The sequence below is a fragment of the Pseudomonas sp. GW460-12-10-14-TSB1 genome, assembly GCF_017349775.1.
Taxonomy (GTDB): domain Bacteria; phylum Pseudomonadota; class Gammaproteobacteria; order Pseudomonadales; family Pseudomonadaceae; genus Aquipseudomonas; species Aquipseudomonas piscium.
On the sequence record NZ_JACNAC010000080.1, the window covers coordinates 1 to 21,641 of the forward strand.

The 21,641-nt window shown below is 63.8% G+C and carries 15 protein-coding genes; 11 read left to right on the forward strand and 4 right to left on the reverse strand.

The features are described from left to right. Nucleotides 1-535 precede the first annotated feature (535 nt). The 11 genes from J4D52_RS28540 to J4D52_RS28590 all read left to right on the forward strand — a co-directional run bounded on the left by J4D52_RS28540 (nucleotide 536) and on the right by J4D52_RS28590 (nucleotide 17,647). A complete protein-coding gene (locus J4D52_RS28540; protein ID WP_146018025.1) occupies nucleotides 536-1,711 on the forward strand; it encodes a hypothetical protein in 1,176 nt (391 codons plus the stop codon). After that, nucleotides 1,704-2,702 carry an alpha/beta fold hydrolase gene (locus J4D52_RS28545; protein ID WP_102678134.1) on the forward strand — a complete coding sequence of 333 codons (999 nt, stop codon included), beginning with the start codon at nucleotides 1,704-1,706 and terminating at the stop codon, nucleotides 2,700-2,702. The genes J4D52_RS28540 and J4D52_RS28545 overlap by 8 nt, the downstream gene beginning before the upstream one ends. Next, the gene (glyA, locus tag J4D52_RS28550; protein ID WP_102678135.1) at nucleotides 2,702-4,057 is read left to right on the forward strand and encodes a serine hydroxymethyltransferase; all 1,356 of its coding nucleotides are present in this window, start codon (nucleotides 2,702-2,704) and stop codon (nucleotides 4,055-4,057) included. Before J4D52_RS28545 ends, glyA begins: the two co-directional genes overlap by 1 nt. Nucleotides 4,058-4,147: 90 nt before the next feature. Further along, nucleotides 4,148-4,882, forward strand: a complete 735-nt coding sequence (locus tag J4D52_RS28555) for a flavodoxin family protein (protein ID WP_025808896.1) — start codon at nucleotides 4,148-4,150, stop codon at nucleotides 4,880-4,882. Between the two features lie 31 nt (nucleotides 4,883-4,913). Continuing rightward, entirely contained in the window at nucleotides 4,914-6,032 is a 1,119-nt protein-coding gene (locus J4D52_RS28560) for a DNA glycosylase AlkZ-like family protein (protein ID WP_102678136.1), read from the forward strand. Nucleotides 6,033-6,213: 181 nt separating this feature from the next. Beyond that, nucleotides 6,214-11,568 carry a non-ribosomal peptide synthetase gene (locus J4D52_RS28565; RefSeq protein ID WP_241190625.1) on the forward strand — a complete coding sequence of 1,785 codons (5,355 nt, stop codon included), beginning with the start codon at nucleotides 6,214-6,216 and terminating at the stop codon, nucleotides 11,566-11,568. After that, nucleotides 11,565-12,890, forward strand: coding sequence for a phenylacetate--CoA ligase family protein (locus J4D52_RS28570; RefSeq protein WP_102678138.1), 1,326 nt, complete (start codon nucleotides 11,565-11,567; stop codon nucleotides 12,888-12,890). The genes J4D52_RS28565 and J4D52_RS28570 overlap by 4 nt, the downstream gene beginning before the upstream one ends. Beyond that, nucleotides 12,887-14,287: an anthranilate synthase component I family protein gene (locus tag J4D52_RS28575; protein WP_063430803.1), complete on the forward strand. Its 1,401-nt coding sequence runs from the start codon at nucleotides 12,887-12,889 to the stop codon at nucleotides 14,285-14,287. Before J4D52_RS28570 ends, J4D52_RS28575 begins: the two co-directional genes overlap by 4 nt. Further along, complete coding sequence (locus J4D52_RS28580) at nucleotides 14,284-14,868, forward strand: aminodeoxychorismate/anthranilate synthase component II (protein ID WP_102678140.1); 585 nt, start codon at nucleotides 14,284-14,286, stop codon at nucleotides 14,866-14,868. The genes J4D52_RS28575 and J4D52_RS28580 overlap by 4 nt, the downstream gene beginning before the upstream one ends. Nucleotides 14,869-14,941: 73 nt before the next feature. Next, nucleotides 14,942-16,366, forward strand: a complete 1,425-nt coding sequence (locus J4D52_RS28585) for an MFS transporter (protein WP_063430807.1) — start codon at nucleotides 14,942-14,944, stop codon at nucleotides 16,364-16,366. Between the two features lie 99 nt (nucleotides 16,367-16,465). Then, a complete protein-coding gene (locus J4D52_RS28590; RefSeq protein WP_124373249.1) occupies nucleotides 16,466-17,647 on the forward strand; it encodes a condensation domain-containing protein in 1,182 nt (393 codons plus the stop codon). Between the two features lie 145 nt (nucleotides 17,648-17,792). On the opposite strand, the gene J4D52_RS28595 is transcribed toward J4D52_RS28590, so the two are convergent. Genes J4D52_RS28595 through J4D52_RS28610 form a run of 4 tightly spaced genes read right to left on the reverse strand, consistent with a single transcriptional unit; the run spans nucleotide 17,793 to nucleotide 21,640 of the window. After that, entirely contained in the window at nucleotides 17,793-18,764 is a 972-nt protein-coding gene (locus J4D52_RS28595; protein ID WP_063430811.1) for an oligopeptide/dipeptide ABC transporter ATP-binding protein, read from the reverse strand. Beyond that, complete coding sequence (locus J4D52_RS28600; protein WP_063430813.1) at nucleotides 18,764-19,753, reverse strand: ABC transporter ATP-binding protein; 990 nt, start codon at nucleotides 19,751-19,753, stop codon at nucleotides 18,764-18,766. Before J4D52_RS28600 ends, J4D52_RS28595 begins: the two co-directional genes overlap by 1 nt. Nucleotides 19,754-19,755: 2 nt before the next feature. Then, nucleotides 19,756-20,637 (reverse strand): D,D-dipeptide ABC transporter permease, encoded by an 882-nt coding sequence (gene ddpC / locus J4D52_RS28605; protein ID WP_063430815.1) that lies wholly within the window; start codon nucleotides 20,635-20,637, stop codon nucleotides 19,756-19,758. Nucleotide 20,638: 1 nt separating this feature from the next. Further along, nucleotides 20,639-21,640, reverse strand: coding sequence for an ABC transporter permease (locus tag J4D52_RS28610; protein WP_207272195.1), 1,002 nt, complete (start codon nucleotides 21,638-21,640; stop codon nucleotides 20,639-20,641). Between the last annotated feature and the right edge of the window lies 1 nt (nucleotide 21,641).

Genomic DNA, 21,641 nt, shown 5'->3' on the forward strand with positions numbered 1-21,641 from the left:
CGGCTCACAGTGTTTTCCACTGCTGAACCGCAGCCTGGAGCGGTCCGATAATTTTTTTTAAAAATCGGAAAAAACTTACTTGCGCTTACGACATTACCTACTAAGGTTTTCCCCTATGACGCGCAGGGGTTTACCCTAGCTCCACCAGGATTAACCTGGGGTCGTGTCAAAGGATGCTTTATTTAGATCGCCCAAAAGGCGGCATTTTTCCTACCCAAGCTAAGGAATGGCTTAATGTTTTTGTTTGCCGATATTGTTGTCCGGAACCTGCCAGGCCCCCTTGTAACCCCCGCCTCCAGCACCTCAGCCCATGAGCGACATGCTGCAAGCAGTCCCCTCGCAACCCTGCCCGACATCCCATCAGGCTCCCTCCTTTGCGCGCGCCTTAGAAACTGATCGGCCCGCTCGAGACAAGTAAAAGACCGACGCATTTTTACGATATGACCGACTAAGGCTGTCGTACAAAAAACTGTGCGCGCCCTATGGCCTTCCTGCTGGACGGGAGGGGTGCGGGCACCCGGAAATGCGTTCTCCAATGGATCGGAATCGCCGCCGGATGATGCCTGCGCGCCGAGGATCGGACATGTCAAAAACAACAGCTCAAGGCCCGGCCACTGAATCAGTCGAACGGCTGGGCATGATGCAGGCGCTTGCCGACGCCAGGCTCAGTGTCGAGGCCAAGGCCATGGTCGCCCAGGGCTTCTACACCGGGGTCGCCCAGGAAGTTTCCACCCTCATATCTCTCAAGGACGGGGCTGCCCCGGATCTCGGACTCTTGCGTCAGCTGGTGAGCGCTGGATGGGGCGAGGAGCTGGGCCGTTATCTTGAAGTACTCGATGTTCGCGGGAGCAGCGCTGCCGAGGCCCTGCGCAAGGCCCAGCTGGCTGTCAGATCCGGCACTGCGCTATTTGCTGCAGGCAGCCTGGCCACTGGCAGCGGATGGCATTGTTTCCTCTCGATCCATCATGGGTTGGCCGACGAACATAGCCTCGAGGTCCTGGCGCGCCTGCTGCAAGCCGCGCAATCCGCTGACCTTGACTCGGCCCTGGCGCACATGGGTCGAGGGCGCGGGTTCTATGAGGATTATGTCCAGGCCCAGGCACTGCACGCACAGGATGACGGTGGGTTGCTCGCAGCTGTTGCGCAACCGATGGCGCCAGTGCGCCTGCTGCAAACCGGGCGCCTGGCCTTCAACGCCCAAGGGCCGCGAATGAGCCTGCAACGCACCCTGGACATCGCCGCGATCAATGCCGACAAGCCCCCCATGGCGACACTCCTGGCCTACCTGCAGCGGGCTGATGTCATCGCCGAGGGCGACACCCTGTGTTCGTCGCACAACTGGCGCCCGGCGCACCAGCAGGATGCCATCGGCATGATGACGGGCCTTGTCCCGCTCTCCTTCGCCGCCCCTGGAGCACAACCACTCCCCGAAACCAGCCTTGAGGCACGGGCTCGTCGCTGTCCGGCGGCGCGTCAGGCGCTGGCCTGCTGCCGGGCGTCCGAGCTGTTCATCAACGGCGCGGGCAGGCGCGGCATCCCGGCCTCGCAGGTGATGAGTGCAACTTTCCCGGTGGGCATCGAAATACGCCGCACCGCTGCTTCGCAACTGCTCCTGGAGATCGAGGGGCCGTTTTGCGACGCCAGTGCGGCCACCAACCTGCTCAATGAACTCGCTGATGTACTTATGGATAGGAGTGAATGGAATGACTGAAAACATCCAGTTCGATGAACAAGCCCTGGCCGATGAAGTGGCTCGCGTCTCTGCCACGTTTGCCGAGGTGCTCAAGCTGCCGCATGTGGGCCATGCAGACAATTTCTTCAACCTCGGCGGCGACTCCTTCGACGCGATTCGCGTGATGTCGCGCCTGTCCTGCAACCTGCCCATCGTGACGCTTTTCGAGCACCCGACGGCAGCCGACCTGGCCCGGCGCATCCTCAGCGAAGCCACTCGACAAACCGCCCGCCTGGTCTGTTTTGGCGATGCGCAAGCCGCCGCAGGTTCGACCGCGGTGATTGCAGTTCCTTTCGGTGGCGGGGACGCCACGGCCTACCGCAGCCTGTTTCAAGGCAACCAGGAGGTGCAGGTCTTCGGCGTGGATTTCGCTGACTTCGAGGTCGAGGACGCCTTGGACTTCCGTGCCCTGCTCGACATCCTCGCCACCGAGATCGAGGGGATCGGCGCCGCCCGCCTGGTGATCTACGGCCACTGCGCCGGCGCGGCGACCGCAGCGTGCATTGCCTCGAGCCTGGCCGATAGCCACGAGAGGCTGTCACTGGTGGTTGCAGCCTCGCGTCCGGTGCTGGATGCGGATGCCGCGATTAGCGCCGCCGAAACCACTTCGGACCAGACCTGGGCCGACTACCTGCGCTCCCTGGGGGCCTTCACCGGACTGCTCGACACCCAGGTCGAGAGCATGCTGGCGCGTGGCCGAAGAGACCATCTGATCGCCTGCGAGGCCTATCGCTACCTGGCGCAGCACCCGGCCCATGGCGTACCGGCCTTGGTACTGCTGGGCGATGAGGATCCGGCTACCGCCGAGCCCGAAGTGGTACTGGAGCAATGGAGCCAGTTCATCGACGTCACCCAAGCCGCAACCCTGGCAGGTGGCGGGCATTACTTCGTGCGTACCCATGCGCACGAGGTCGAGGAAACCGTGCTGTCGTTCGCAGCACACAACACCAAAGGAAGGGATAGCAAGTAATGACAGTCAATCATCAACCGCTTCTCACCCAGGCCGATCTGCTCAAGCGTGGCCTGGCCGATCTTCAGCAACATGATGCCAAACTGGCGCAGATCCTCGACGCCGAGGTCGCTCGCCAGCAACGCACCCTCTCGCTGGTCGCCTCTTGCTGCGCGGTCAAGCCCCTCACCCTGGCGGCTTCGTCCTCCGCGCTGGTCAATGTCACCGCCGAAGGCGTTCCCGGACGCCGCTATCACGCCGGCTGCGAGAACGTGGACCTGGTCGAGTCCCTGGCGATCCAGCGGGCCCGGGAGCTGTTCGGTGCGCAATATGCCGGTGTCCAGTCGCACTCGGCCTCCAGCGCCAACTACCAGGTGCTCGCCGCCCTGCTCGAACCTGGCGACACGCTGCTGGGCATGGCCCTGGACAACGGCGGCCACCTGACCCATGGCAGCCCCGTGACCTTCTCGGGCACTTACTACAAGGCCATCGGTTATGGCACCACCAAGGAAGGCCTGATCGACTACGACGAAGTCCGCAGGCTGGCCCTGGAGCATCGGCCGCGCCTGATCATCTGCGGTGCCACGGCCTACTCCAGGGTCGTGGACTTCGAGCGCTTCCGGCAGATCGCCGATGAAGCCGGCGCCATCCTGATGGCCGACATCTCGCATATCGCCGGCCTGGTGGCGACCGGGCGCCATCCGAGCCCGATCGACGCCGCGCACGTCACCACCACCTGCACCCACAAGCAGCTCGCAGGCCCCCGTGGCGGCCTGATTCTCTCGGGCCGTGACGCCAATGAAAAAGTCCCCGGCCGCGATGCGACCTTCGCCCGGGTGCTCGAACTGGCGGTGTTCCCCAGGATGCAAGGCGCGCCGGCTGTAAACATGATGGCCGCCAAGGCCGCGGCACTAGGTTACGCCATGACCCCGGAATTCGATGCCGAGATGCAGCGCATCCGCGACGCGGCCGATGTGATGGCCAGCGAATTCCAGGCCCGGGACTATGAGGTGGTGGGCGGTCGCAGCGAAAACCACACCATTCTGATTCGCTTGCGTGCCGCGATGACCGGCGCTATCGCCGAAACCGCGCTGGAGCACTGCGGAATCGTCGTCAACAAGAACCGTGTGCCCGGCGAAACGCGTTCGTCCTTCGTCACCAGCGGCCTGCGCATCGGTACCGGCGCCCTCGCCCAGCGTCATGTCGACGCGCAGGGATGCCAGCAGATCGTCGACCTGCTCTGTCGGATCCTCGACGAGGTGACTCCGATCGGCGAGAGCGAGTTCACCCTGGACCCGGCGCTGCGCCAGCAATTCTGCGCGGAGGCCGAGGCGCTGTGCGTGAAGTATCCGATCGCTGACTACCTGGCAGGCTGAAGCGGTCTCTGGCACCGCTAGAGGCATGGCACGACGGTCCGGCGATCGTCGTGCCCGCAAATACGCAAACTCTAAGGAGAGAGAAGCACCATGACGGACAAGATCAAGTATGTCGCCATCAATGGCTCGGAACGGGTGGATGGCAACAATGCCAGGGCGCTGGAGTGGGCGGCCGAGTACCTGGAGAAGCAGGATGTCATCCTCGAGGTCTTTTCACTGGCCAGCGCCAAGATCGACCCTTGCGGGGCCTGCGGCGATTGCAATTTTCGCAACGAACCCTGCGCACAGCAGGATGACGCCGCGCGTGCGGTGCAACTCATGGAAGCCAGCGATGGCGTGATCTTCGCCTGTGCCGTCCATGGCTTTGGCGCAACGCCCTTGATGTCGGCATTCCTGGAGCGTGTCGGGACCGGGTTCCTGCGCCACGATCGCACCCTCACCAACAAGGTGGCCGGGGTTATGGTGACCGGCCGGCGCATGGGCCATGTGGAGGTCTACAACCAGATGCTCCAGTGCGCCTTGCTGAACCGCATGATCATGGTCGGCTACGGCTTCCCGGCCATGCTCGTGGGCGACAAGAAAGGCGAGGTCCTGGGCGACAAGGAAGGTATGGAGATGCTGCGCCGGATGCTCGATCGCATGGTTTCCATGACCCGCCTGATGCGCGACCACGAACGACTCACAGGGCAGCCGGTACTGCAGGTTTCGGTGCCTGGGGAGCGCCATCGCGAGGGCAACGACGGCAAGTTCTTCGTCCCGGCCAAGTCCGACATGTACCAGCTCGAGGCCGCTCGCAGCTGCAACTTCGACGTCGTCGGCGACTGAACCGCGCAGCACACCAGCTATCGAGAACCTTATGAGCATTAGAACTGCCTGCAATGGCCTCACCGACATCCACCTGCGGGAATGGATAGTGTCGGAACACTTCGAGCGCCTGGCGGATGCAACGGTGGCACAGATTGCACAGGCCTATGTCGGCGTCTATTCGGCCCGGCCTACCAGTTGGCTGGCGGTCATGGCGCGCAATCGCAACCTCGATCGCAAGACCGTACTGGCCATGGAAAACCTCAGCGACCTGCTGCGTATCCCGGGCATGCGGCGCTCCAAGTTCCTGCTTCCCGGCGAGCTGGCGGCCAAGGTCTTTGCCGCCACCCGCCTGCCGCTGGCCAACCACGAATGGCGCCTGCGGGACGTAGGGCTTGGCCTGGACGATTACCGGCGACTGCTACCGGCGCTGGTCGCCTTCAGCAATGGCGTTTCGGTACGCCTGCAAGACATCGGCAGCGCCCTCGACCTGCCGGCACCCCAGGCGCGTGCAGTGACCTCGGTTGCCGCCTATGACGGCGCATTGGTGCGTATACCGGCGGCCAACCAATGGTCCAACCGCTGGCTGTACTCGGCCGCGCCCGATGGGCTGCTGCCCGGCGACGGCGTGCCACTGGACCGCGACTCGCTACTGCGCGATATCGCCGGGCGCTACGTCGAACACTACGGACCGGTCACGGTCGATGACCTGGCCTGGTGGCTCGGGGTTTCAAAGGAAACCGCGCGCGGGCTGCTTCAAGCCTGCGGAGCCAGCCAGGTCGGAAACCAGATGTGGCACAGCCAGGCCGGGCTGGTGCGCCTTGAGCAGTTCCTCGAACGGGCCAAGGCCCCCGCAACGGCGCAGATCCGCTTCCTGCCGGCCTGGGATCCCCTGGTAATGGGCTATGCGCCCGGCTCGAGGCAACGCGACTGCCTTGAGCTGGAACGTGTCGGCGGCTACGACGCGGCCGGTAACGGACGGCCGGTGGTGCTTATCGGTGGCCGGGCTGTCGCCACCTGGAACACCGCGGCCAAGGGCAGCAAACGCTTCATCGCAGTCGATGCCTCGACACTTGCCGACCAGGAACGTGAAGCCGTGCTTCAGGCGGCCTCGGTACTGGCGGAGCAGATCGGGGCCATTCACCAGATCGAGAACAACACCACAGCGTGACAACAGGGAAGGCATGAACAAGATGAGGGACGACATGACATCAGTACCCCCCGAACCACAATCGTTGTCAGGCAACGAGCGCAGCCTGTGGGACGCGTTCGCGTGCCCGGCGGCCGGACCATCAGCCGACAACACGCGGGACCAGGAAGACATTGCCCTGCCCCCTGGCCTGACGGCCAGCATGAACGACCTGATTACGCTCGCCGCGGTCCTGGGCTCCCTGCTCAGCCCGGAAGGCAGGCTAATCCTGGGCATCCATGACGACGGCAAACCGTCGCAGCTCGGCGTCGATTGCACGGCGTTGAACCTTGCAGAAGACGCCCGGGCCTATATCGCGCAGTTGCGCGACGATGCCGAAGCGCCCCACGGCGAGACGCAATTGCGTGCCGATATCGAGATCAGCGATGGCAAGAGCCTGCCAGAGGCGCAATCGCCGGTCTGGCTGCTGGCGCAGGACGGCCGCTGCCAACTGTCGGTACGCAGCGATCGCATGACCCGGGCCGTACGCCTGGAGTTGCTTGAACTGGTGGCCTTCGCTTGCGCCCGAGTACTTGATCCCAAGGCCCTGCCGGCTTCCACTATCCAGCCCGCCTGTCCTGCCCCGGCCGAAGCCGGCCCGCGCCAGTTCCTGGTGGAGCGCATCTACCGGCATGTACAGAGCAAGCCATCGGCGGTGGCGATAGTGGATGACAACAGCGACCGCACCCTGACCTACGCCGAACTCTGGGACGCCTCCGAGGCACTGGTCCAGCACATACGCGAACGCGTCACTTCCCGTCGCTCGAGCCCGCGCCTGGCGCTGTTCCTGGAGCGCGGCTGGCAACACTTGGCCTCGATCATCGCCGTGCAACGCATGGGGGGCACCTGCGTGCTGATCGACCCGGCGCATCCTGACGAACGTATTCGGGCCTTTATCGAAGAGTGCAGCCCGCATGCGGTGTTGACCGCAGGCAGCACCACCGAGCGAGCGCGAGATCTGGTGGCCTATCCGCTGCTGGACATCGACAAGGTGCAGCTACGCCCTGCCCACGTCGATTGGGAACACGGCAAGTGGGTCGACACCACCAACGAGGCCTGCTTTATCGCCGGCACTTCCGGCAGTACCGGACGGCCCAAGGCGGTATGCCTGTCCTATCGGGGGATGGCCGCTACCCTGGACGCCATTATCGATCAGGCCGGGCTGGACGAGCATAGCCGCGGCTCCTGGCTATCGTCGCCCGGCTACGGGATGGTCGAGGTCGACCCGCTGCCGGTACTGTGCGCCGGCGGCACGGTCTGCATCCCTGCCCCGCCGGTACTGCAGGACGTCAACCTGCTGGCACGCTGGCTGCTCGAAGGCGACATGAACCATACGCTGGCCATGACTTCCATCGCCGAAGCGCTGTGGGCCACCGGGACCCGGACCGGTCTGCGCACCATGCTGATCGCCGGTGAACGCTGCAAGCAATGGCCGCCGGCCGATCTCGGCTACCGGGTGATCAATGTCTATGGTTCCGCGGAGGCTGCGGTGGTTTCCATCGAGGACCTGTGCGCACCACGCCGCACCTTGCTGCCCTCGGTGGGCCGGGCGATACCCGGCGCCCGGATGTACGTGGTCGACCGCCATGGCCAGCAGCTCGCGGCCCGTTGCGTCGGTGAGCTGATCATCACCGGCGAAACGCTGTCGGTGGGCTACGTGAACCCCGAGGACACGAAGAAGGCATTTCGTGGCAACAGCCTGGACGCCACTTCGCCATTGCAATACAGCACCGGCGATCGGGCGCGAATGGCCGCCGATGGCACCGTGGAAATCTTCGGGCGGACCGACTCGGTGGTGAAGATCCGCGGACATCGGGTCGACCTGACTGAGCTGGAGATCACCGCGCTGCAAGTACCAGGCGTGGTGAAGGCAGCGGCCAACTGCTTGAGCAACGACCTGGGCGCGACCCTGGCATTGTTCCTCGAGCTGGCTCCGGACGCCGTGGAGGTGGTGGCCAAGGTTCGCAAGCACCTGGCGGCCCGCCTGCACCCGGCCGCTCAACCCGGCCAGATTGTGACCGGCACCCTGCCCCTGGGGCGCAATGGCAAGGTTGACTACAGCGCGCTGCAGGTCGGCCCTATCGAGCGCGATGCGGGCCAGACAGTCTTCGCCCCGCAGACCCAGGCAGACCACGCGGTACGCGATTGCTGGCTGGCCTGGACGCTCTGTGAAGAGGCGACGCTGGAGTCGAGTTTCTTCGACGCCGGCGGCGATTCCCTGCGCGCCTTGCGCATGGTCGGCGAGCTGGCCTGCAAGCATGGCATCCATGTGCAAATGGGCGCGTTCCTCGAGGAGCCAGTACTGGCGAACCTGGTACGCCTGGCCAATGCCTCGCGCGATACCCAGTTGCCGAAGTTCGAGCACCTACCGGCACAGCAGCAACTGCTGCCGTTCGAACTCAACGAAAGCCAACAGGCACTGTGGATCGGTCGTGGTTCGTTCTACGACTACGGCGGCGTCGGCTGCCAGGGCTATTTCGAATGGGAAGTGCAGGCCCTGGATCGCGCGCGCTTCACCCGGGCCGTGGGGCTGCTGGTCGAGCGCCATCCGATGCTGCGCATGACCATCGATGCCAGCGGACGCCAGAGCATCGGCGATGTCGACGGTACCCAGGCGGTGGAGTACGTCGATCTCAGCGCCCTGGATGCGGCGCAGATCGACCAGGAGATCGACCGGGTCCGCGAACGCATGGCCAACGAAGAAATCGGCACCACGCAATGGCCCCTGTTCCAGTTCCGCATCAGCCGCATCAGCGCCAGCACCAGCCGTGTGCATCTGTGCATCGACATGCTGATCGCCGATGCCTGGTCGATCTTCCAGGTGATCATCCCCGACCTGATCGATCTCTACCTGGAAGATGAGCCACAGCTGCCGGTGCTCCAGACCAGCTTCCATGACTACGTCGCCTATCGGCAAAAAGTGCTCAAGAGCGCCCAGTACCAGGCCGACCGCGAATACTGGCTGGACAAGATCAACCATCTGCCGGCAGCGCCGCGCTTGCCGCAGCTGGAGCCTGGAGAGTTCAGCGGCCAGTCGCGCTTCGAGAGACACGAAGGCACCCTCGCCGTCGCTGCCTGGGAGCGGCTCCAGGCCCAGGCCCAGGCGCGCAATATCTCGCCGTCCGGGGTGGTCGCGCTGGCCTTGTGCGAAGTGCTGCGCTGCTGGAGCGAAGAAGACCGCTTCACCCTGAACTTCCCGGTCTCGGATCGGATGCCGGTCAGTGCCGATATCGACCAGGTCGTCGGCGACTTTACCAATACCTTGCTGGTGCCTTACGAAACCGCGGCCGCCGATACCCTCGAGGCTCGCGGCCAGCAGCTGCAGGGCGCCATCTGGCAGGCGCTGGACCATCGGCTGTTCAACGGTGTCGAGGTGCTGCGCGAGCTGGCCCGGGCCCGTCGCAGTGGCGGTGCGCCACTGATGCCGATCGTCCTCACCAGCCTGCTCGGGCACCCGGGACGCCATGACGCGGCGCGTCTTGGGCAAGAGGTCTACGGCGTCTCGCAAACGCCCCAGGTCACCCTGGATGTGCAACTGCGCGAATCCGAGGGCATCTTGTACTTCAAATGGGACTACCTCACCGGGGTCATCCGCCCTGAGGTCGTGGAATCGATGTTCGGCGCATTCTGCACCCTGCTGCAGCAACTGGCCGACGACAGCGAGATCTGGCAACGCACCTGGCTCGACCTGCGACCTGCCGCGCAGATCGAAGTACGCCACGGGGTCAACGCGACCCAGGCGCCAGTACCTGAGGTTCACTTGCGTGACCTGCTGCTGGCACGGATCGCCGACCGCGCCGGGGAAACCGCAGTCCTCGATGCCCAGGGCAGCTACAGCTGGGGCGAAATCGGCCGGGCCGCGGCACGGATCGGCGAGATGATCCAGCAAGCCCGCACCCCCGGCGAACGCTTTGTCGGGATCGTATTGCCCAAGGGCAGCGGCCACTATGCGGCTGTCTATGGCTGCCTGCTGGCCGGTGTCGGGTATGTGCCGGTGGATATCGACCTGCCGTCCGAGCGTATTCGCTCGGTGCTGTCCCAGGCCGGGGTGAACACCGTGATCGCCAGTGTCGATACCCCGTTGCCGGAGCAGGTGCGGCGGCTGGTGCTGACGGATGAGGACCTGCGGGCCTGGGCCGGGCAGCACACTGACCTGGCCCTGGCGCCACTGGCTGCGGACTACTCGCCCTACGTGATCTTCACCTCCGGCTCCACCGGCAACCCCAAGGGGGTCGAGATTCCCGAGGCCGCGGTGGTCAACCACGTCTATGACGTCGTCGAGCGCTTTGGCCTGGATGCCTCCACTCGCCACCTGGCCACCGCCGCCCTGCACTTCGACATGTCGGTCTTCGATATCTTCGGCCCCCTGCTGCACGGCGGCTCGGTGGTGGTGCCTGCCCAGGCGGCAGGACCGGACCCCGATACCTGGCTACGACTGCAGCGTCGCCACGGGGTGACCTTCTGGGCCTGCGTGCCGGCCATCATGGACCTCTTGTGCAGTGTGGCGGAAACCGCGCGCAGCTTCTCTGCGGTGGAGTCGCTGGCCGACATCGTCATGGCGGGCGACTGGATCCCCCTGCCATTGCTGCCGCGAGCCAGGGCGCTGTACCCGAATGCACGGTTGTACTCCTGCGGAGGCCCCACCGAGACCACCAACTGGTCGGTGCTGCACGAGATCGACGAGCAAGAAGGCCAAGTGGTGCGTTCGGTGATCTATGGCGCGCCCATGCGCAACTCGGCCTATCACATCGTGGCGGGCGACTGGACCGATTGCCCGGATTGGGTACCCGGGGAAATGCTGGTGGAAAGCGATGTTTCCCTGGCCTGTGGCTACATCGGCCAGCCGGAACTGACCCGCAAGGCCTTCGTCCAGCACCCGCGCAGCGGGCGGCGCATGTACCGCACCGGCGACCTCGGACGCTACCTGCCCAACGGCGAAATCGAGATCCTGGGACGCATCGACAACCAGATCAAGCTCAATGGCCTGCGCATCGAACTGGGTGAAATCGAGAGCGTGGCCGAGTCCTGCCCCGGTGTCTCGCGAGCCTGTGCCGTAGCCCTGCCCGGCCCCGATGGGCATCCCAAGCAGATCGCCCTGGTCTATGTCGGCGAGCCCGAACGGGCTCCCGCGATCACCCAGGCCCTGACCCTGCGCCTGCCCGCCTACATGGTGCCGAAGACTGTCCAGCAGCTGCCCCAATTGCCCCTGTCGAAGAACGGCAAGGTGGATGTACTGGCCCTGCGCGAAACCCTGAGGAATGACATGAAAGACTCCACCAGCAAGACTCCACAAACCATCCTGCGCACCGTTATCCGGGTGATCTCCAGTCATCTCGAGGAGCCGGTGGTACTTCCCGAGGACAACTTCTTCGACCTGGGCGGCGACTCGCTGTCGGCGATGAAGATCAAGATCGAACTCGAGTCCCAGCTGTCCATCAGCGTTCCCCTGGAGAGCCTCATGCTCACCGAGACCATCAGTGAGTTCGCCAACAGCCTGGACGCGGGGAACCAGCCATGAGCAAGGACAACCTGCACCAGCAATGGCTGGAAGATGTGGACGCCTACCTGGGTGGACGCACCACGCCACAGGAACTGGAGGCCAAGGGGCAACTGCGGGCCCGGGAAGTCTTGCGCTATGTCCAGGAACGCTCGACGTTCTATGCCAGGCACCTGCGCTCGCAACTGGGCGGTCCCAGCGCGCTGCCGGCGCTGGACGGCATACCTTTCACCACCAAGGAAGACCTGCGCGCCGTCGGCCGTTCGGTCTGCAGCCTGCCTTTCGACCAGATCGCGGTGTACTACGAGACGACCGGCACCACGGGGTTGCCAACCCCCTGCCCGCGGGCGGCGATCGATGTGGAAACCAGCGGTGCCTATGTGCAGAAGGCCGTCGCCGACCTGTATCAGTCGACATTCGGCACCACCGACGCCCTCACCGCGATCATGGGGCCGTCGGAGCTGTATGCGTTCGGCGATACCTATGGCGAGGTCTGCCGCAACCTGGGCATTCCCTATGTGCGGCTGTGGCCGGAAAGCCCTCGGGTCGGCCTGGTCAAGGCCGCCCAGCTGATCAACGACCTCGGCGTCCGCTCGCTGATCTGCTCCCCCGCCGTGGCCCTGGCCCTGGCCCGGCTCTATGTGAGCCAGGGGATCGACCCGCGCGAGACCGCGGTGGGCCAGATCATGGTGCTGGGCGAACTGTGCACGCCGCAGATGCTGAGCAATATCGCCCGGGTCTGGAACGCTCATTGCACCCATGGTCTGTATGGCTCCCAGGAAGCCCATGCGGTGGCCACAGGCTGCGCCAACGGCAACCTGCACTTCTCCGAGACCAACTACCTGGCGGAGATTCTTCCGGTTCCCGGCATGGAGGGCGATATCGGCGAACTGTGCCTGACGATGCTCGTACCCGGGGCCAAGCCACTGATCCGCTACCGCACCGGCGACCTGGCGCGCCTGCACTCTGCCGAAGAGTGCGGCTGCGGCAATCGTTCTCGTTGCCTGCGGGTGTTTGGCCGGGTAAGTGACGTGATGACCCTGGCCGGTCGCCAGGTACTGCCGGCACTCATCGAGTCGGCGGTGCTGACGGCGGCCGAGTGGGTCTCTGGCTACGAGGTCAGGATCTGCACCGCCAGCGACGGTAGCGACCATGTCGAGGTGTCGATGGTGGCGGGTATCGGCGAGCGTTCGGTGGCCCAGGTACAGGAGCAGATGGCCGGCCATTTCGGCACCTCGGTCCAGCTGCAGCTGGAGCAGAGCCTGGATCCGCGGACCGAGACCGGTGCCTACATTTCCTGGAAGCACGCACGTATCCGCGATCAACGGGAGCCAGCCCTGTGAGCTCATTGCAACCCATCCCCATGTGGCGCGTGGAGCACCGCGAAATCGCCGATGCGGCGCCGGTCGCCCAGGTGCGTCGTGGCCTGCTGGGGCTCTATCCATGTCCGGCGCTGTTCGAGACCGGTGCGGGTTTCCTGCCGGTCGACGGCAACCAGACCACCTTCATGATCGACCTGCTATTGGAGCTCAAGCTGGTCAATGGCGCCTGGCAGCTGTCCGCCAGCGCGCCCTTCCAGTGGGCCCTGGCTGCTTGCGAACGGCTGCTGAACGACCCACAGTCGAGCCTGTGCGAACGCCTGCGGCGCGTAGCCCAGACCCTGGCCCTGCCGGAAGGTTTTCCCCTGGTGCTGGCCCTGGGCTACAGCGCCGCGCGCTTCGTCGAAAACCTGCCGGGAATGGCCATCGAGCAGGATGTGCCGGAGGTGGTGGTGCGGGTCTACCGGCATATCGTCCGCTACGAAGATCCCCAGGGTCCGGCGCGGATCGACGTACTCAAGGCCGGGGCCAGCGATGGAGCGGACCTTGAAGCCCTGCTCGCGGTGCTTCGCCAGCCGCCGCCGGCACCGCTGCCCGGCCTCGCCATGGAAGCTGCGGTGGTCGAGGACGTCACCGAGCGCGAGGCGTTCTGCGCGGCCGTTTCCCGGGCCAAGGAGTACATCCGCGCCGGTGACATCTACCAGGTGCAGTTGTGCCGACGGGCCGTCTCCAACGCGGCGATTGCCCCGGTGGACCTCTACGAACGCCTGGCATCGGTCAATCCGGCGCCCTACATGTACTACCTGGACCTTGCCGACCTGCACGTCGTGTCATCCAGTCCGGAGCTGATGATCCGCCTCCAGGACGGTGTGGCCCAGGTTCGGCCGATCGCCGGGACCATGAGTCGGGAGGACCAGCGCGGCAGTCCACTGGACAAGATCCCCAAGGAAGCCGCCGAGCACCTGATGCTGGTGGATCTGGCGCGCAACGACCTGGCTCGTTGCGCGGTTCCCGGGGGCGTGCAAGTGAGCTCGTTCATGCAGCAGGACACCTATGGCTCCCTGCTGCACCTGGTCTCCACGGTGGAGACCAGGGTGCGCGAGCACTGCGATGTCTGGGACCTGATCGTGGCCAACTTCCCGGCGGGCACCATGACCGGAGCCCCCAAGGTCCGGGCAATGGAAATCATCGCCGAGCTGGAAGGCACCGCTCGCGGGCTGTACACCGGTTGTGCCGGCTATATCACCGGGGCCAACAGCGCGGTGCTGGCCCTGACGATCCGGACCATCGTCGGCAATGCCGGGCGCTATGTCTTGCAGTCCGCCGCGGGAGTCGTCGCCGACTCCGAGGCCGAGGATGAATGGAATGAGGCGGGAGCGAAGATCAAGTCGTTTTCCCGAGCGATGGGAGCCTGCGCATGAGAGTGATGCTAGTCGACGCCTTCGACAGCTTTGTGCATGTCATCGAGCAGTACTACTCGGCCGCGGGTGCAGAAACCAGGGTCGTTCGCGTCAACGACGACCCCATCGCCCAGTATCGACAGTGGCAACCGCAGTTACTGGTCCTGGGGCCCGGTCCGGGCACGCCCGAGGACCATGGTTACCCGCAGATAATTCGTGCGATGGATGAACGGCAGGCTATCTTTGGTGTCTGCCTGGGGCACCAGGCGCTTGGCGAACATTTCGGTTGGAAGCTCACACGTGCGCCTACCGCCGAACATGGCAAGTACGCCCAGGTCCACCATGACGGACAGGGTATTTTCCAGGATGTGCCCTCGGCCGTCACCGTGGTGCGTTATCACTCGCTGGCAATCACCGACCCGGGAACGACAACCTCGCTAATGACCACGGCCTACTCGGACGATGGCGTGAACATGGCGGCGCGACACCGTACCCGGCCGATCGAAAGCGTGCAGTTTCACCCCGAGAGCATTGGCACCGACTACGGGATTCAAATGATCCGTAACTCATTGGCTCTGGCCAACGTCAACGCCCTGGGCTGATCGCTCAAGAAAGAAGCCTCGGGTGCCGGCCGGACGCCGGCCGACACCCATTAAATCTAAGGATTGGATAAACATGACTCACACACCCGCGAATGCAACGCTCAATGAAAAACGATGGCAGGCACTGGCTGTCATCTCGATCATCCAGCTGATACTGCTGCTGGATGCCACCGTGGTGAACGTGGCCCTGCCACGGATCAAGCATGAGTTGGGACTCACGGATGGGTCCCTGACCTGGGTAGTCAATGCCTACCTCATCACCGCCGGATCGCTGTTGCTGCTGGGCGGGCGGATCGGCGACGCCTTTGGGGTGCGGCGCACCTTCCAGGTCGGCGTAGTGATTTTTGGCGCATTTTCCTTGCTGGCGACCTTCGCCGAAGATGCCACCGTGCTGATCATCAGCCGTGCCGGGCAAGGGGTCGGTGAAGCCTTGGCTTCGGCCACCGGGCTGGCCATGGTGTCGCTGCTGTTTCCCGCAGGCCCCGAGCGCGGCAAGGCGTTTGGCATCTGGGCGGCACTCGGCGGCCTGGGCTCGATCATCGGCGTACTGCTGTCCGGCGTACTGACTCATTATCTGTCGTGGCGCTGGGTGTTCGGGGTCAACGTACCGGTCGTCATGCTGCTGATCCTGGCTAGCACGGTGATGATTCCCAAGTTCACCCACCGCAGTTCCACCCGTCTGGACCTGGGCAACGCACTGATCCTGGTGGTGGCCGTCGCCGCGACCGTCATGGCCGTGATGGGCTCCGGCATCGAGCACCTGCCCGGACAGCGCGTGGCGCTCCTGGTGCTGGGTTTGCTGGGTATCGCCCTGGTACTGCGTCGTTGCAAGCGCTCGGAAAACGGCATTATTCCCGCACGCCTGATGACCCGCTCTCCCCGCCTGGCCGGCTACGCCATCGTGGCCATCCTGGCAGCGACCTCCGGCGCGCTGTTCTACCTGGGCGTGCTGTTGCTGCAAGACTACCTCGGCCTGAGCCCGATGCAGACTGGCCTGGCCTGGCTGCCCTTCTGCCTGGGTTTCTTCCCTGGCATCTTCCTTTCGCAGTTCGTCATGCAGCGCTGGAATCCGCAGACGGCAGCCGTTGTCGGCCTGGCAACCTCGGCGCTGGGGTTTGCACTGTTCGCCTTCGGCGTACCCCTGCATAGCTACTGGCTGGGAATGCTCCCGGCCATGCTGGTCACCTCCATCGGCTTCGGGTGTGTCGCACCGGTCGCCCAGTCGTTGGCCACCAGCGACCTGAGCGAGGCGGACGCCGGTGCCGGGTCGGGTATCACCACCACCATCCAGCAGTTGTTCCAGGTGTTCGGGGTCACCCTGCTGGCTGCCGTGGCCCTGGCCGTCTCCGACAGCAGTGGAGTGCCGACCATCGCGGCCAATGGTTTCGTCAGCGCTTTCGCCCTGTCGGCGCTGGCGATGATCGGTGGTGCCCTGCTGATCTGGGCCGGACGCAATGCCCTGGCTCTCGAGCCGGCCCCATCGAGCCCCCAGCCGTAGGTTATCGTCATGCATCAGAACTACCTGATCCCCCCCTTCAAGGGACCCCTCACGACGCTTTCCAGCGTCGCGGGGCTGCGGGAAAAATGGACCGGGGCGATGCTTGACCAGACAGGGCGCGCCTATTCCGGCGCGCTGCGTCTGGACTTCAGCGCGCAGTGTTGCCAGGAACAAGTATTCGACGCCGTGGCCCAGACCCTGGCCCGGCATCCGATCCTGGCGGCCCGGTTCGACATCGAAGGAGAACAACTGGTCGGCCGAGCTCCCAGCGAACAGGCATTGCACCAAGCCTTGCGCGAGCAATTGGGCAAGGTGCAGGCAGCAGTCACCGACCAGGACTTCCTGGCCTACCGGGCCAGGCAAGCCGCCGAACCCGGACTGCGCATCGCCTCGGCGGTAGACGAGGCTGGCCTGCACATCTGGATCGGCTTCTGGATCTATACCTGCGATGGCGCGTCGATTGACCTGCTGCTGGAGGATATCGCCCGGCATTACCTGGACCAGCCCCCGGTATCTTGCAGCGCCTGGAACGACTATTGCCGGATGCAGCACCTGCCGGAGCAACCAGTAAGCGCGGCGCAACAGCTTGAGATCTACCCGGGGACGGGGCCCTACGGGCTCGATGCACTGCGCACTAAAGGCAGTGGCGGCATGGGGCGCATGCAGAGCCTGAAGTTCACCTCCGACGTGCCGCGCAGCAGGGTTCTGGAATATGCCAGAGTCCAGCGCGTGACGCCGTTCGTGCTGCTGTTGGCCATCTACCAACGGGCAATCAGTGCAGTCAGCGGCGTTGCCACCGTGGTGACCGGCGTCCCCTTCGCCAACCGCCCGGGAGCTGCGGCCCAGACGCTGGTGGGGCCGTTGTCCAATACCATCCCGATCAGTACCCGGCATGAGCCCGGCGAACCATTGGCAGCCGTGATCAAGCGCGTGCAGCGGGCGGTGATCAATGCCGCGGCTCGTCAGGACATAGAACCGGCAGCCTTGTATCCCGAGGGCATGTCTACGCGCACCGCCGGCTTCGAACTGCCGTTTCCCCAGCTGTTCAACGCTTGGAACTCACGCAGCGAAGGCAACCGCATCGCCCTGGGCGACAACCAGTGGATGAGCCTGCGGCTATTGCCGAACGATACCTGCCGCGTGGCTTTCGAAATCACCCTGGATGAGCACACCGAGCATATTTCAGGGCGGATCGACATGGACGCCGCAGCCTATGGCGAACATGCAGGACAAGTCATCGAACAGATGATCCGCGACCTGCAAGGCATCCCCGGCGATTGATCTGCAAAGCTTGTAGACAGGCACCGACAAGAGCGCGGTTCGAACCCTTCCGCGATCTTGTCGGATGGCCTGTATGCCCCATTCCAGAGGCCCATCGCCTCGGGCCGCTGCTACCATCGAGTGTTCCGCGCACTCCTGGAAATTATCAGCTCTGTAAATGACACCGCACGCGCTGCTGCTCATCCTCCAGCAAGGCCTGGGGCTTTTCGCAGCCAAGGGTGCACAGGCTGCAACGTTCGCGGAAGAAGCAGCCACTCGGTAGCCGACGGTTCCCTGGCAATTCGGTAGGCGCCGCAACCTGTTCGGCATGCAGCGGCACGCCTAGTCGTGGTACTGCTTCGAGCAACAAGCGGGTATAGGGATGGCGTGGCTGATCGAGAACCTGGGCTGCGCTGCCAAGCTCAACGATTTGCCCCAGGTACATCACCGCTACCCGGTTTGCCATATGACGGACTACTGAGACGTTGTGGGAAATCAGGATATACGTCAGGTTGCGAGCGCGTTGTAACTCCGCCAGAAGGTTAAGGATCTGTGCCTGAACCGAAATGTCCAGCGCCGATGTCGGCTCGTCCAGGACAATAATATCCGGGTCTGATGAAAGGGCTCGGGCAATGGCAATCCGCTGTCGCTGACCACCGGAAAACTGGTGGGGAAAGCGGTCCAGGTATTCCGGGCGGATGCCGACTTGGGCCGCGACCCGGGCCGCCACATCGCGCATCTGCGCACGGGAGGCGTGACCTCGGGCGTATAACGGCTCGGTGATGATTTTCCAGATAGGCAAGCGTGGATCAAGCGAAGACTGTGGGTCCTGGAAAACAATTTGAACGTTGCTGCTGCCCTCGCCGCCGCCGCGACTAACCCAGTTCAGCTCACCGCTGCTGGGCGGCACCAAACCCATCAAGAGCTGCGCCAATGTGCTTTTGCCACAGCCTGACTCGCCCACAATCCCCAGGGTCTCTCCCGCCCGTACCTGAAGGTCAATGCCGTTCAGGGCGTGGGCATATCCTCGCGGTCGACCGAGCCAATCATTACTGATGGGAAAACGGACGCGAACGTCGTCAAGTTGGAGAATCGTGGGTGCCGTTTGGGAGGCGGTATGAATGACGGCATTGTTCATCACGAAAGCTCCTTGACCGGTAACCAGCACGCACTTTTACGTTGCTCATTACCGTTAATGCTGTTGAGGTTCGGGCGTTTGCTACAAACCGGCATGACATTGGGGCAACGCTCCTGAAAGGTGCAGCCCACAGGCAAAGACGCCAGGTTTGGCACTTGACCGGGGATGGTCAGCAGCGGCTGACCCGGCTCGACCATTTCTGGAAGGCCACTGAGCAACCCTTGCGTATAGGGATGTTGCGGGTTGCCCATCACTTCGACGGTGCCGCCCTCTTCAACCACCGCGCCGGTATACATCACGTACACCCGGTCGCAGAACTGCGAAACCAAGGCCATGTCATGGGTGATGAGCAGAATGGCGGTGCCTCGTTGCCGAGCTTTTTCCCGCAGCAGCAACAGCACCTGGCGTTGCACGGTAACGTCGAGGGCGGTGGTCGGCTCGTCGGCGATCAGCAGTTGCGGTTCACAGGAGAACGCCAGCGCGATCATCACCCGTTGCCGCATGCCTCCGGACAGCTCGAAAGGGTAACTCTCCAATACGTGCTCCGGGCTGGCGATGTGCATGTCGCGCAACAATGCAATTGCCTTGAGACGGGCTTCGGCGGCGCTGATCTTTTGGTGATGGATGATCACGTCGAGCATTTGCCGACCGATGCGCCGGGTCGGGTTCAGGGCCGTCATCGGCTCCTGGAAAATCATCGCGGCATCGCGCCCACGAATCTGTAGCAGCTCCTTTTCAGGAGCCGCCAGCATGTCGCGACCGAGCATGCTCAAGCTGCCGGCGGTGATCCGATAACTGCGCTCTGGCAGCAATCGCATACTGAGCATCGCCGTGACCGACTTGCCCGATCCCGACTCGCCCACCACGCCGACGATTTCGCCGGGATTGACGTGCAACGACACGCCGTTCAGAGCCTTGACGTTATTTTTGTAAGCCGGGAATTCCAGGCTCAGGTTGTCGATGGCCAGTACAGGACTCGAAGTGTGCATGGTCATTTCCCCTGTTGCCGTGGATCGAGCAGATCGCGCACGCCATCGCCCAGCAGGTTGAAGCCGGTGGCGGTGATCAGAATCGCCAGACCCGGAAAGGTCGAGTACCACCAGTTATCCAGGATGTAGTTACGCCCGGTAGCGACCATCGCGCCCCACTCGGCCGTGGGTTGTTGTGCCCCCAGGCCGATAAAGCCCAGGGCCGAGGCCATGAGGATCGCACTGCCGATATCCAGGCTCAGTTGCACCAGCAATGGAGGCATCGCGTTGCGTGCCACGTGCCAGTGCACCAGGTGCCAGCGTCCGGCCCCGAAGGTCTGGGCGGCCTTGACGTACCCCATCTGCCGGATGCTCAAGGCCTGGCCACGGGCCAGCCGCACATAGGACGGAATTCGCACCAGGGTAATCGCCAGCATGGCGTTGAACAGGCTCGCGCCCAACGCAGCCGCCAGGGCCATAATCAGTACCAGCGACGGCACCGACAGCATGATGTCCATCAGACGCATGATTAATGCGTCGAAACGACCACCGATCACTCCCGAAAAACATCCCAGCAACCCGCCAATGAAGCAGGAGGCAAAAGCCACGAACAGGCCGACGCCCACCGACTGTTGGCTACCGAACAGCACGCGGCTGAACAGGTCGCGGCCGACTTCGTCGGTGCCGAACCAATGGTCGCTGGACGGCGGCGCCAGGCGTTCGGAGAGGTTCAGGGCGTTGGGATCGTGGCTGGCGAGCCAAGGGGCGAAGATCATGCACAGCAACACGATCGAGGTGATCGCCAGGCCAGCCATGGTCAGCGGGCTCCGGCGGATCTGGTAGGCCAGGTAGGCGGTTTTTTCGCTCCAGCGCGGGCGGCGCGCTGCCGTCAGGGTTACGGACATGTCAATTCACCTCGCCGATGCGTGGGTCGATCACGCGGTACAAAAGATCGATGGCCATGTTCAACAGCACGTAGATGAACGAAACCAGAATGGCGAAGCCCATCACCGCGGGGAAGTCCAGCGATTGGATCGACTTGACGACATAGGCGCCCATGCCAGGCCAGGCAAATACTGTTTCGGTCAGCACCGCGCCATACAGCAAATCACCCAGGGTCAACCCGAGGACGGTCACCGAAGGAATCAGGGCGTTGGGCAGTGCGTGGCGCAGGATCACGGTCCATCGGGACAGACCATAGGCGCGTGCGGTGCGGATATAGTCTTCACCCAGTTGATCAAGCATGGCTGAACGAATCTGTCGTGCGACGACACCCAAGGTCACGAACCCCAGCGTTGCGGCGGGAAGAATCAGGTGCTCCGCAGCATCGAGAAACAGTCGGCCATCACCGGCGAGCAGCGAGTCGATCAGATAAAAACCGGTGATTGTCGGCGGCGGCGCCAGCCCTTCGGACAACCGGCCACCACCGGGCAGCCAGCCAAGGTGACCGTAGAACAGAACGATTGCACCAAGACCGAGCCAAAAGGCCGGCGTGGAAATTCCGGTGACCGCGAGGGTACGGGCAATCTGGTCAATGGCCCGATTGTGATAAACCGCTGACAGCACGCCAAGCGGGATGCCGACCAGGACCGCCAGCACCAGCGCTACCAGCGCCAGTTCCAGGGTTGCCGGGAAGAACGCTTGCAAGTCTTCCAGAACGGGACGACTGGTGCGTATCGAGGTGCCCAGGTCTCCGTGCAGCAGGTCCATCAGATAACGACCGTATTGTTGATACAGCGGCAGATCCAATCCCAGCTGATGACGGATGCCGGCCACCAAGGCATCGCTGGCACGGTCACCAGCGATCAGTCGGGCAGGATCGCCCGGAATCAAGTGCGAAATTGCAAAGGTAATCAGCGAAACACCGAACACGACCAACAACAGGCCGAGCAGGCGCTTGCGCAACAAA